Genomic DNA, 11,937 nt, shown 5'->3' on the forward strand with positions numbered 1-11,937 from the left:
GGGGTGGGTCGGGTTTATGACGTGGAGTGAGTGGGTGACTTCGTTGTGACGTCGTTCACAGGGGGTCAGGCGGGGGCGTATTGGACGTCCAGGGCGGCGGTCTCGAAGTTGAGGGCGTTGTAGAGGGCTCTGGCTGCGGTGTTGGTGCCGTCTACGTAGAGGACGACTTCGTCCAGGTTGCGGGTGGTTTGGAGGTGGTGGAGGCCTTGGAGGGTTAGGGCCTTGCCTAGGCCTTGGCCCTGGTGGGTGGGGGAGACGCCTACTACGTACACCTCGCCTATGCCGTCTTCGACCTTGGTCCAGTGGAAGCCGGCGATCGCGCCGGTGGTGGAGTCGACGGCGAGGAAGAAGCCGTTGGGGTCGAACCACGGTTGCTGGAGGCGCTCTGCCAGGTCGGCGGCCGTCCAGCTGCCCTGCTCGGGGTGGTCGGCGAAGGCGGCCGCGTTGACCTTCAGCCAGGCGGCGTCGTCCTGACCGGGGACGAACGTCCGTACGTCGATGCCGTCGGGCCAGACGGGTTCTGGCAGGTCAGCCCTGGTACGGCGGAGGAAGTAGAGCTCCCGGGTGACTTCGAGGTTGAGGCGGTGGGCCAGTTCGTCGGAGCCGGGGCGGCGGCCATGGGCCCAGACACGAGTACGGGCACCACCGTGGTCGAGGAGCATGCGGAGGAGCGCCGTACCGAAGCCTTGGCGGCGGGCGGGCGGGGCGACGAAGAGTTCGGCGGAGCCGTCGGGGGACAGTGCGCCGTACCCGACCAGGTTGCGGGCGCTCTGCAGGCCGCTGACCTCGATGGTGCCCGGATCGCCTTCGTAGGCGAGGACGTGGACGTCGCCGGGGTGTTCGCCGTCGAGGTGCAGGAGGGTGCGTTCGGAGAGCGGGTTGACGCCGTCGCTGTGTGCTGCGGCGCGGGCGAGTTCCGTGACGGCGGCGGCAGTGGCCGAGGGCAACGGTGAGGGTACGGCTTCGAGGGTCACCTGAATACCGTAAAAGGTCCGGTTCAGTTCATGCTCAGGTCCTGGCGAGGGCGCGTCGTCACGGGTAACTTTCCCGGAACCGCGGAGGATTTCGCGGCACCGCAAACAGCGGTGACCGAGACGACGGAGTAGATGGAGTAGATATGGCCATCACAGCACGAGGCAGGGCACGGTTGGGGGGACGGCGGGCGGTCGGACTGCTCGCCGCCGGGACGGCCGTGGCGCTCGCGTTGGCCGCGGGGGGATCCGTGAGCCAGGCAGGAGCCGCGACCCAGGACGCGACGCAGGCGAGCAAGCCGAAGCCGACGCACAGCCAGATCCAGCTGCTCGCGATCAACGACTTCCACGGCAACCTGGAGCCCGCGACGGGGTCCAGCGGCAACATCAACGGCATCCCGGCGGGCGGCGCGGCGTACCTTGCCACCCATCTGAAGCAGCTCCGGGCGGCCGCGGAGGCGAAGGGGGAGGACTCGGTGACGGTCGCCGCCGGTGACCTGATCGGCGCCTCGCCGCTGCTGTCGGCCGCGTTCCACGACGAGCCGACGATCGAAGCGCTGAACGGGATGGGACTCGAGGCTGCGTCGGTGGGCAACCACGAGTTCGACGAGGGCTGGCACGAGCTGCTCCGGATGCAGACCGGCGGCTGCCTGCCGGACGGCGACGGGGCGAACAACCAGAACTCCTGCCCGGACGCGGCGCACCCGTTCGAGGGCGCGAAGTTCAAGTACCTCTCCGCGAACGTGTTCTTCGAGAACACCCGCAAGACGCTGTTCGCGCCGTACACGATCAAGACCTTCAAGGACGGCAAGAAGGTCGGCTTCATCGGTATGACGCTGGAGAACACGCCGAACATCGTGACCAAGTCCGGCGTCGAGGGGCTGACCTTCAAGGACGAGGTCGAGACCGCGAACGCGCTGGTCCCGGTGCTGAAGAAGAAGGGCGTGGAGTCGATCGTCGTGCTGCTGCACGAGGGCGGCTTCCCGGTCGATGCCAAGGCGTACAACAGCTGCCCGGGCATCTCCGGCCCGATCGTCGACATCAACGCCGGCCTGGACCCGGAGATCGACGCGATCATCTCCGGCCACACCCACCAGGGCTACAACTGCTCCCTGCCGGACAAGGACAACAACCCGCGGCTCGTCACCAGCGCCTCGTCGTTCGGCCGGCTCGTGACCGACGTCCGGTTGAGCATCGACAACGCGACCGGCGACGTCGACCGGGTGAACACGCTGGCGAACAACCAGATCATCACCCAGGACGTCGTGCAGGACCCGAAGACCGCGGCCCTGATCGCGAAGTACAAGCAGCTCGTCGCCCCGATCGAGAACAAGGTGATCGGTCACCTCACCACGCCGTCGGTGGTGCGGACGCCCGACGACTCGCTCGAGTCGCCGCTGGGCAACCTGATCGCCGACGCGCAGCTGGCCGACCCGAGCGTCGTGACCGGTGCGAAGACCCCGGTCGTGGCCTTCATGAACCCGGGCGGCATCCGCGCCGACCTGGCGTCGAACAACGGTGAGGTGACCTTCGGGAAGGCCTTCACCGTGCAGCCGTTCAACAACTTCCTGGTCTCGATGGATATGACCGGGACGCAGATCAAGGCCCTGCTGGAGCAGCAGTTCTCCGGACTGAACGGCCCGGACGCGCCGAAGTTCAAGGTGCTCCAGGTCGCGGGCATCACCTACACCTGGAACCCGGCCGCCGCGGCGGGCTCGAAGGTGGTGGCCGGCTCGATCAAGATCGGCGGGCAGCCGCTCGTCGACGGTACGACGTACCGCATCGTCACGAACAACTTCCTGTCGGACGGCGGCGACGGCTTCCCGGCGTTCACCACCGCGACCAACAAGTACTTCGGTGGGCTGGACATCGATGCGTTCGCCAACTACCTGACCGCTCACGACCCGTACACGCCGGTCGCGACCGACCGCATCTCCGTCGGTTCCTGACCGCAACGGCGGACTGAACGAGAGCCGGTACGCCGTCTCCCAGGCGGCGTACCGGCTTTTTTCTTCTGGTCAGTGATCCTGGTACCTTGCGTACTCAGGCACTTACGGAAGGTGAGCGATGGCGCACGTTGCTCCGACCTCGCACCGGCGGGCTCCCAGGACTTCGCATCGCGGGCATCGCAGCGCGGACGGGCCGGTGCAGATCACCAGCTGGCTCGGGCTGACGTTGGCGTTCGTGGTGGGGCTGATCCTGACGGCGCAGTCGCACGTCGGGGTTCACGCGGCCGGCGTCACCCTGCTGGTGATGCTGGTGCCCATCACGATCGGAGTGTTCGTGGCCGCGTTCCGGCAGGGCATCGGGTCCTGGAAAGCGGCCCTTGGCACGGCGGCCGCACTGGCCTTCACCCTGCTGAAGTTCTTCTTCTGACCAGCAACCTCAGGCCAAGAACCTCAGGACGTCACTTCGGCAGGCTCGCGCGACGCGGGCGCCGGCGGGACCACGAAGCGGTAGCCGACGTTCCGGACGGTGCCGATCAGGGCTTCGTGCTCGGGGCCGAGCTTCGCGCGCAGACGCCGTACGTGCACGTCGACCGTCCGCGTACCGCCGAAGTAGTCGTAGCCCCAGACCTCCTGGAGCAACTGCTCCCGGGTGAACACCCGGCCCGGGTGCTGCGCGAGGAACTTGAAGAGCTCGAACTCCTTGTACGTCAGGTCGAGCGCCCGGCCGTTGAGCTTCGCGGTGTACGACGCCTCGTCGATCACGACGTCGCCGCTGCGGATCAGCGTGGACTCGGGCTCGTCGTTGCGGGTCGCAGCGAGACGGCCGATGACGAGCCGCAGCCGGGCCTCGATCTCGGCCGGGCCGGCGGTGTCGAGCAGTACGTCGTCCGCACCCCAGTCGGCGTTGACCGCGGTCAGGCCGCCCTCGGTGACGACCAGGATCAGCGGTACGTCGATACCGGTCGTGCGGATCAGCCGGGAGGCGCTCCGGACGGCGACCAGGTCGCGGCGGGCGTCGAGCAGCACGGCGTCGGCGTCCGGCGCGTCGACCAGCGCGGAGACCTCGGTCGGCAGGATCCGGATCTGGTGGGGGAGCAGGGCGAGCGACGGCAGGACCTCGGTGGAGGCCTGCAGGGCGTTCGTCAGCAGAAGCAACGTGCTCACGCTGTCTCCTTGTGCTGATCGTCGGATCCGGTGGCTGCGATCCGGGCCTCGTGCACGGCAGGCCCCGGCGGCGTCGTTGCCGGGGGCCTGGGACACACTGGGTCTAACAGCAAGCTGACATAATAGCCGAGACTTAACCGATTAGTGAGGCGCGGACCAGATGCCGGAAGTGACCATCAGGTACTTCGCTGCCGCCCGCTCGGCCGCCGGGGAGTCGTCGGCGACCGCCGAGGCGGGCTCGATCCGCGACCTGGTCACGACGGTGTCGGCCGACCGGCCGGAGCTGGCACGGGTGCTGTCGATCTGCACCTTCCTCCTGGACGGCGAACGCGCCGAGCCGGGCACCCCGCTCACCCAGGGCGCCCTCGTCGACGCCCTACCACCCTTCGCCGGCGGCTGAGCAAGGCCAGGCACAAGGACAGGCGCTAGGACTTCTCGCCAGGTACATTCGTCGCCGTGGCGATGGAGTCGGGGACGCTGCTCACTACGGTGGGGCGTGCGGGGGTTCTGTTCGGCAAGGCGTGGCCGCGCCTTCTCGCGGTGTTTCTGGTGGCCCAGCTGGCGCACCGCGGCCTGCAGTGGGTAGCCGTCCAGGCAGGCGCCAGAGCTGAGGCAGCCGGCATCGCTGTACTGGCGCTGCTCGTAGTCGTCTCGCTGGCGATGTACGTGACGATGTTCCTGGTCCTCCGCGGAGAGCTGCCGTTCCACCGCAGGGCCGTTGCCGAGGGCATGCTTGCCCCGGACGGTGTAGAGCCCGGCCATGAACACAGGCCGCTCGATGCGCTCGCTGCGGCGCTCCTCCCGTTCCTGGCTTTCTACGCCGCTTACAAGTTCCTGCAGAACGAGGCGCTCGACTACGAGTACCAACTGGCCGTCCACAAGGTCAACGAGACCGCGGCCACCGTCCTGGGCGGCGGTACGGTTCCGCAGCCATCGGAGGGGCTGCAGTCGCTGTCCACCTGGTTGTTCATCGGCCTGGGCGTCACGGCGTACCTGCTCCGCTTCGCGTTCAAGAAGTGGCGGAAGGACAAGGAAGGCCCGGTCCGCAAGCTGTTCGTCACGTACCTCGAGGCGTTGTGGATCTTTGTCGTCGCGTACCAGGCCACGTCGGTCATCCCGCCGCCGATGACGTGGCTGAAGGAGCGCCAGGTCTGGCAGTGGCTGCACGACGGATACGCCTGGGTGCTCGACCATGTGCTGGGCGTCAACCAGGTCCGTGAGGTCTGGGACGCGGTCACCGGGTTCCTCACCGCCGGTATCGCCGACCTCTGGGACGCCGCGGTGCTTCCGCTGATGTGGATCACCATGACGGCGATCATCTACGGCCGCGTCGTGCGGAAGCTCGACAAACCGCGGTGGCGGTTCGACCGCATCACGCACCGTTGGCAGCAGACGCCGCGGATCGTCCGCGTCGCCGGGAACTCGGTGATGGCCGACTGGAAGGACCGCTGGACTCCTGTCCTGGAGGCGTTCCGGCTGGTGGTCCGCTCCGGTCTGCGGCCGATGCTCGGGTACTTCCTGGCCTGGGCGGTCGTCACGTTCGCCGCGAGCGGCGTGTGGATCGCCCTGAAGGTGTGGGTCCTCGGACCGCACACGCTGCAGTTCTGGCAGGTCGTCGACGAGCCGCTGAACCTGGTCACCGACGGTCTGAAGATCATGCTGCAGGTCAGCCTGCTCGCCGCGGCCTACGACCGGATGATCGGCGGCCTGGCCGGCTACCTGACCCCGCGGACCCGCGCGGTCCACGAGCAGTCGGCCGGCGACCACGGTGTCACCGACCTGAGCGCCGCTACCTCGGGAATGCCAGGTACTGAGGCAGCTTCGTAGCCCACGTGATCGTCGGCTGCACGCTGCCGGCGACGGACGACGGTACGACGAACACCGCGACCGTCTCGAACGGCTTCCCGGCGACCGGCTTCAGGTAGTACTGCGCCGCGGCGCCACGCCAGCTCGACGGCTCGTCGTCGGAGCCGCCACTGCAGCCGGTCGGACGATCCTGGTAGTCGTCGGCGATCCTGGTCTCGTCCCAGATCCGGCCGTCCGGCGCCCGCAGATGGACCTGGCAGCCGCCGAGCCCTTCGAGCGCGGACAGGTCGTCGACCTGCAGCCGGAAGTACACCCGGATCCGCGTGGTGCCTTCGGGTAGCGCGTCCTGATCGAGACCCTTCTCCGACGGCTGCGGGTTCTCCTCGACGCTGGCGGCGTACCAAGTAGCTCCGTTGTACGACGTACCGCCCGCAGACACCGTGACGGGATCGCGCGGCTCGTTGCTGTACCAGGACTTGTAGTCGCTGCGCGTGGTCCACCAGCCGGCGAGCGGGATCGCCACTACCAGCGTCGCCAGCGCGGCCGTGTTCTTCCGGAACCACCCACGGCGAGCCCGGCGCGCACCACTCATGTTTCGCTCGCAGCGGTCAGGTCAACGACGTCCTGTACCTGAGGAGCGTCGTCGCCGAGTGGCACGGTGACCTGCGGCTCGAGGTCGTTCAGGATCGACTTCTCCGTCACCAGCAATGTTGCCCCGGGCACCTTGTCGGCCGGCATCTCGACAACGAACGAGCCGCGGACCGAGATGTCGGGCGCGAACTCGGTGCCGGTCAGGTCGACGCGGTCGAGGCCGCTGCGGTTGGAGCCGAGGTACGTGATGCCGTCGGCGGAGCGGATCTTGACGCCGAAGATGTGCATCGGCTCCCGTTTCGCGGTGACGCCGGCGTCGATCACCACGAAGGCGGTCAGCGAGTCGCGGTCCGGCGTGGAACGCGGGATCCGGAGCTTCTTCCCGACCCGTACGTCGTCGACGGTCAGGTCGAAGCGCGGCGTGTGCACCGCGCGCCCGACGATGCCCTTCACGGAGGTCGGCTGCTGGATGTCCTGCTGTGTCGGCGTGAATCGGTACAAGCCGACGATCGCGACCAGTACGGCGAGCGTCAGCCCGACGTTGAGCAGTTTCTTCCGGCTCATTTGGCCTTCACCGCGACTGTGCTTTCGGCGGCGATCTTGTCCGGCAGCCACTTCTCGTGGTGGTCGAGGATCGACTCGTCCTCGTGCTTGTAGCCCTGCACGGTCAGCTTGACCTCGGTCGGGAACCGGCTCGCCTTCGGCAGTTTCCAGACGTACGCGACGTCCTCGGCGGCGTCCGGGGTGAGCACCGGGTCCATGGTCGCGTCGCGAAGGTTCGTGGTGCCGAGCGGCGGGTCGGTGTCCTGCACCCCGGGTACGCCGATCAGCCGGATCAGGTCCGACGGCGGTGTCGTGCCGGTGTCGTCGGTGACCTTGAGCTTGGTCACCACCGCGATCAGCACCCCGCCGTCGTCCGGGGTGAACAGCGGCTTCAGGTCCTTCACGGTGACGACCCGCTGGACGGTGACCTCGAACTGGCCGGCGTCGATCGCGGTACCGGCGTCCACCTGCGGAGTCTCGTCACCGGCCTTCTTCAGCCCGCCGAAGGCCGCCGAGATCACCAGCAGTACGGCGGCGGCGCTGATCGTCCACGTCCGCACCGAGCGGCCACGCACCTTGAGATCCTGGAACTCCGGAAGCTCCTCCGGCTCCTGCCCCCCGCTCCCCGTTTCCTGCACGCAGGCAAGCGTAACCAGCAGTAGGGCCGTCTCAGTCGTCCGGCCGTCCGCGGAGTCGCTTCGTCTCGCCGCGGCGCTTCTTGTTGTCGAGCCGGCGCCGTACGGACCCCTTGCTCGGCTTGGTGGGCCGCCGCTTCCGGGGCGGCGGAGCGATCGCCTCCCGGATCAGCACGGCCAGCCGTTCCCGGGCGGCCTCGCGGTTGCGCCACTGCGACTTGTACTCCGACGCGGCGATCGTCACCACCCCGTCGACCAGCCGCGACTGGAGCCGCTCGAGCGCTCGGGTCTTCAGTACGTCGCTCAACGCCGACGTACCCGCCACGTCGAAGCTCAGCTCGACCCGGCTGTCGGTGGTGTTCACGGACTGCCCGCCCGGTCCGCTCGACCGTGAGAACCGCCACGCCAACTCGGCCTCGGGAATCACCACCCCCGCCCGCACAGTCACTCCACTCTCCACAGGACCTATTAGACCGGAGCACAATCACCAGATGGATGCCTGTGTCTTCTGCGGCCTGATCTCTGCCGACTCGGCCCGCTGGATCGCCAAAGAGGACTCAGCGGTCGCGTTTCTCCCGCTGCCCGGTGAGGAGATCGCTCCGGGGCACACCCTGGTTGTGCCGCGGCGTCACACCACCGCAGGTCTCCTGAACGCGCAGCCGGGTGACCTGACTCTGGTGATGGACCTGGCTCAGCGCATCGCGCAGAAGATGGTGGCGAGGCTCGGGGCGACGGGTGTGTGCGTGCTGAACGCCAGTGGGCCGGGCTCCGGCCGCAGTGTCGACCACCTCCACCTGCATGTGGTCCCGCGGTACCCGGGCGACGGCGACGACTGCCTGCCTTGGCCGACCGGACGTTCGGTCCACCGCCTCGCTGTGGATCCGCAGGTGCTTCTCAGCACGTGAAACGGGCGGTTGAACTGTGAACGGGGCGACGTACCGTGGGTAGTTGTGAGCCTGGGGCTGTGGGTACTCGTAGCGGCGGTAGTGGCCGGCGTGGTGCTCAGTGTGCTCAAGGCCTGGGTCGATGGGCGGTTTCGCGGGAAGAGTGAGGACGACGTGGAGCGCGTGACGGCCGCCGAGCTGGGTGGGGAGCTGGGCGAGCGGGCGACGCTGCTGCAGTTCTCGTCGGCGTTCTGTGCGCCGTGCCGTGTCACGCGGCGGACGCTGGCCGAGGTCGAGGGCATGGTCGACGGCGTACGTCACGTAGAGCTGGACGCCGAGTCCCACCTGGAGTTGGTACGCCGGCTCGACATCCTGCGTACGCCGACGACGCTGGTGCTCGACAGCACCGGAGCCGTCGTGAAGCGGGCCAGCGGAGCACCGCGGAAGCCGGACGTGATCGCCGCGCTGGCCGTCGCGATCGACCGCCAGCCGAGCTGACAGCGTCCGGTAGGTGTCACCGGATGGCCAATGAACCGGGACTTAGGCAAGACTCTCCCGGTGAGCTCCCAAGTAGCAGGTTGGTACGACGACCCTGAGGACCCGACCCAGCAGCGGTACTGGGACGGCAACGCCTGGACGGATCAGCGTCGCCCGCAGGAGGGCCCACCCCCGTTCCAGGGGCAGTTCGGCCAGTCGAAGACGCAGGACCTCCCGAAGTACGGGCAGCCCGCGGAGCACGGACAGGTGTACGGCGGCGGATCGGCTCAGTCGCCGGGTCAGTCACCGTCGCAGTTCGGCCAGCAGGCCCCGCAGCAGGGCGGCTACCCGGCGTACCCGCAGAGCAGCCAGGGTTTCGGCTACCAGGGGTCCGGCATGACCCCGGACGGTCAGATGCTGTCCGGTTGGTGGCGCCGTGTGTTCGCGCGCATCATCGACTCGATCATCGCCTGGTTCATCGCCTTGCCGCTGACCGGGTACTTCTATTACCAGTCCAGCAAGGTGATGAACTCCTGGGTGGAGGACGTCCTGGACGCCGCTCGTGCCGGTAGCTCGACTCCGGTCTCGATGCCGCCCGAGGTGTTCAAGTGGGCCATCCCGGCCTCCCTGCTGGGGGCGCTGGTCGTGTTCGTCTACGAGTACCTGTTCCTGGTCGCGAAGGGCCGCACTCCCGGCAAGATGGCGACCGGGATCGCGGTCCGGCTGCGGGACGTGCCGGGCAAGCCGCCGCGCGGTGCCGCCGCGAAACGATCCGCCCTCGTCCTGGTGCTGAACATGGCGAGCTCGATCCCGGTCGTCGGCCTCTTCGCCTCCCTCGCGCTGCTGCTCAACTACCTCTGGCCGCTCTGGGACGACAAGAAGCAGGCGCTGCACGACAAGATCGCCGCGACCAACGTGGTCCGCGTCTGACTCCAGGGCGTGGAGTCCACAGTTTGATCAGTTGTCTCACGTGATGGGACCACGGGTGGCGTGCCTGCCCAGGTTCCGTACTCTCGTGACGTGGTTTACACGACATGGCTGACGAAGCGACGGGCAGTGGACAACTGCCGCGTCCGCTCATCGCTGTGTCGTCGCCGCTGACCAGGCGGCGTCCCGAGCGCTGCGGAACCGGTTGCTGAGCACGGTTCCGCGTACGTCGCCTCCCGCAGACCCGGGCGGGTTCCGGCTCGACATCCTCCTTCACCGGGAGTCGTCATGTCCGAACAACAGACGGCACAACAGGCGGCACAACAGGTCGATCCGCGCGGTCTCCGGTTCGCGGCCGGCGTGACCACGGTCGTCCTGGCGCTGACGCTCGTACTGAACAACCCCTGGCCGCTCGCGGTGCAAGCCGTGGTGTTCGCGATCTCGGTCGCGTTCGGCGTGAGCGCGTCGCCGTACGGGTTGCTGTTCAAGCGGCTGGTCCGGCCCCGGCTGGGCCCGCCGAAGGAGCTGGAGGACGCGGCCCCGCCGCGGTTCGCCCAGTTGGTCGGCCTCGTCTTCGCGGTCGCCGGTCTGGTCGGGTACCTGAACGGCGTGACCGTCCTGGGAGTGGTCGCCACCGGATTCGCCCTGGTCGCCGCGTTCGTGAACGCGGCCGTCGGGCTCTGCCTCGGCTGCGAGGCCTATCTGCTGATCCACCGCATTCGTACGCCAACCACCGCTACCAACTGAGAGGCAGCACACATGAGCAGGGAATCCGCGCTCGTCTCGGCCGACTGGGTCGAAGAGCACAAGAACGACGCCGGTGTCGTCCTGATCGAGGTCGACGAAGACGTCTCGGCGTACGACGCCGGCCATATCGCCGGAGCGATCAAGCTGGACTGGAAGGACGACCTGCAGGACCCGGTCCGGCGGGACTTCGTCAACAAGGACCAGTTCCAGGCGCTGCTGTCCGACCGCGGCGTCAAGAACGAGGACACGGTCGTGCTGTACGGTGGCAACAACAACTGGTTCGCGGCGTACGCGTACTGGTACTTCAAGCTCTACGGCCACGGTGACGTGAAGCTGCTCGACGGCGGCCGCAAGCGCTGGGAGCTGGACAGCCGCGAGCTGACCGACGAGGTCGTGAAGCGCGAAGCCACGGAGTACAAGGCGAAGGACCCGGACCTGACGATCCGCGCCTTCCGTGACGAGGTCAACGAGGCCATCGGTGTGAAGAACCTCGTCGACGTGCGGAGCCCAGACGAGTACGCCGGGCGGCTGCTGGCGCCGGCGCACCTTCCGCAGGAGCAGGCGCAGCGCGCGGGTCACATCCCGACCGCGGCGAACATCCCGTGGAGCAAGGCGGCCAACGACGACGGCACGTTCCGCGCCGACGACGAGCTCAAGCAGCTGTACGCCGACGCCGGCGTCGACTTCGGCAAGGACACCATCGCCTACTGCCGGATCGGTGAGCGCTCGGCGCACACCTGGTTCGTGCTGCACGAGATCCTCGGCCAGGAGAACGTGAAGAACTACGACGGTTCCTGGACCGAGTGGGGTTCGCTGGTCGGCGTACCCGTTGCTCTCGGCGACGAGCCCGGGGAGGCCTGACATGTGCGGAGCCAAGCAGGGCGGACTCGACCTCAAGGGCGTGGACGTCGACAAGGAGGCCGTGATCCAGGGCCAGGTGCTGCGTGGCGAGGAGCCGGTCGGCGGCGCGTACGTGCGGCTGCTGGACTCCACTGGTGAGTTCACGGCCGAGGTCCCGACCTCGGCGACCGGACACTTCCGGTTCTTCGCGGCGCCGGGCAGCTGGACGCTGCGCACGCTGGCCCCGAAGGCCGACCCGGTCGACCGTCAGGTGGTCGCGCAGTACGGCGAGGTCGCGGAAGTGGCCGTCACCGTCTGAGCAGTCGATCGTTACTGATGGTGCCACCCCCACCCGACGGTGGCCCACCCTGAAGTAAGCACCGAAGGGCCCGGACCTTGCGCG

Annotated in this window: 16 protein-coding genes; 10 read left to right on the forward strand and 6 right to left on the reverse strand. The window is 68.1% G+C overall.

The annotated features are described in order from the left end of the window. Positions 1-65: 65 nt before the first annotated feature. The gene (gene mshD / locus EV651_RS22410) at positions 66-974 is read right to left on the reverse strand and encodes a mycothiol synthase (protein WP_133787188.1); all 909 of its coding nucleotides are present in this window, start codon (positions 972-974) and stop codon (positions 66-68) included. Positions 975-1,117: 143 nt separating this feature from the next. Here mshD and EV651_RS22415 point away from each other — a divergent pair, with 143 nt between their 5' ends. Continuing rightward, positions 1,118-2,920 (forward strand): bifunctional UDP-sugar hydrolase/5'-nucleotidase, encoded by a 1,803-nt coding sequence (locus EV651_RS22415; protein ID WP_133787189.1) that lies wholly within the window; start codon positions 1,118-1,120, stop codon positions 2,918-2,920. 118 nt (positions 2,921-3,038) lie between these two features. Next, on the forward strand, positions 3,039-3,347 hold the full coding sequence (locus tag EV651_RS22420) for a hypothetical protein (RefSeq protein ID WP_133787190.1): 309 nt from the start codon (positions 3,039-3,041) through the stop codon (positions 3,345-3,347). Positions 3,348-3,370: 23 nt separating this feature from the next. Here the strand turns inward: EV651_RS22420 and EV651_RS22425 are convergent, their stop codons facing one another. Beyond that, positions 3,371-4,084 (reverse strand): response regulator transcription factor, encoded by a 714-nt coding sequence (locus tag EV651_RS22425; protein WP_133787191.1) that lies wholly within the window; start codon positions 4,082-4,084, stop codon positions 3,371-3,373. Between the two features lie 160 nt (positions 4,085-4,244). Between EV651_RS22425 and EV651_RS22430 the strand changes: the two genes are divergently transcribed. Both EV651_RS22430 and EV651_RS22435 read left to right on the forward strand, forming a co-directional pair. Next, complete coding sequence (locus EV651_RS22430) at positions 4,245-4,484, forward strand: MoaD/ThiS family protein (RefSeq protein WP_133787192.1); 240 nt, start codon at positions 4,245-4,247, stop codon at positions 4,482-4,484. A 62-nt stretch (positions 4,485-4,546) separates the two neighbouring features. Then, a complete protein-coding gene (locus tag EV651_RS22435; protein ID WP_238157142.1) occupies positions 4,547-5,911 on the forward strand; it encodes a hypothetical protein in 1,365 nt (454 codons plus the stop codon). On the opposite strand, the gene EV651_RS22440 is transcribed toward EV651_RS22435, so the two are convergent. From EV651_RS22440 to arfB, 4 genes are read right to left on the reverse strand one after another with little or no spacing between them, the layout of a single operon-like run. After that, positions 5,874-6,482 (reverse strand): hypothetical protein, encoded by a 609-nt coding sequence (locus EV651_RS22440; protein WP_133787193.1) that lies wholly within the window; start codon positions 6,480-6,482, stop codon positions 5,874-5,876. The genes EV651_RS22435 and EV651_RS22440 overlap by 38 nt on opposite strands. Continuing rightward, positions 6,479-7,045 (reverse strand): hypothetical protein, encoded by a 567-nt coding sequence (locus tag EV651_RS22445; RefSeq protein ID WP_133787194.1) that lies wholly within the window; start codon positions 7,043-7,045, stop codon positions 6,479-6,481. The genes EV651_RS22440 and EV651_RS22445 overlap by 4 nt, the downstream gene beginning before the upstream one ends. Further along, positions 7,042-7,662, reverse strand: coding sequence for a hypothetical protein (locus EV651_RS22450; protein ID WP_133787195.1), 621 nt, complete (start codon positions 7,660-7,662; stop codon positions 7,042-7,044). The genes EV651_RS22445 and EV651_RS22450 overlap by 4 nt, the downstream gene beginning before the upstream one ends. Before the next feature lie 31 nt (positions 7,663-7,693). Then, positions 7,694-8,107 carry an alternative ribosome rescue aminoacyl-tRNA hydrolase ArfB gene (gene arfB / locus EV651_RS22455; RefSeq protein WP_238157124.1) on the reverse strand — a complete coding sequence of 138 codons (414 nt, stop codon included), beginning with the start codon at positions 8,105-8,107 and terminating at the stop codon, positions 7,694-7,696. Positions 8,108-8,150: 43 nt separating this feature from the next. On the opposite strand from arfB, the gene EV651_RS22460 reads away from it, so the two are divergent. From EV651_RS22460 to EV651_RS22485, 6 genes are all read left to right on the forward strand, one after another. Then, entirely contained in the window at positions 8,151-8,564 is a 414-nt protein-coding gene (locus tag EV651_RS22460) for an HIT family protein (RefSeq protein WP_133787197.1), read from the forward strand. Positions 8,565-8,609: 45 nt separating this feature from the next. Further along, positions 8,610-9,041: a thioredoxin family protein gene (locus tag EV651_RS22465; protein WP_133787198.1), complete on the forward strand. Its 432-nt coding sequence runs from the start codon at positions 8,610-8,612 to the stop codon at positions 9,039-9,041. 60 nt (positions 9,042-9,101) lie between these two features. Further along, a complete protein-coding gene (locus EV651_RS22470; protein WP_166658710.1) occupies positions 9,102-9,950 on the forward strand; it encodes an RDD family protein in 849 nt (282 codons plus the stop codon). A 285-nt stretch (positions 9,951-10,235) separates the two neighbouring features. Next, the gene (locus tag EV651_RS22475; protein WP_133787200.1) at positions 10,236-10,694 is read left to right on the forward strand and encodes a DUF4395 domain-containing protein; all 459 of its coding nucleotides are present in this window, start codon (positions 10,236-10,238) and stop codon (positions 10,692-10,694) included. 12 nt (positions 10,695-10,706) lie between these two features. Further along, on the forward strand, positions 10,707-11,555 hold the full coding sequence (locus tag EV651_RS22480) for a sulfurtransferase (protein WP_133787201.1): 849 nt from the start codon (positions 10,707-10,709) through the stop codon (positions 11,553-11,555). Position 11,556: 1 nt separating this feature from the next. After that, entirely contained in the window at positions 11,557-11,853 is a 297-nt protein-coding gene (locus EV651_RS22485; protein WP_131294190.1) for a DUF1416 domain-containing protein, read from the forward strand. The last annotated feature ends 84 nt before the right edge of the window (positions 11,854-11,937 follow it).

The organism is Kribbella sp. VKM Ac-2571, from assembly GCF_004362255.1.
Lineage (GTDB): Bacteria > Actinomycetota > Actinomycetes > Propionibacteriales > Kribbellaceae > Kribbella > Kribbella pratensis.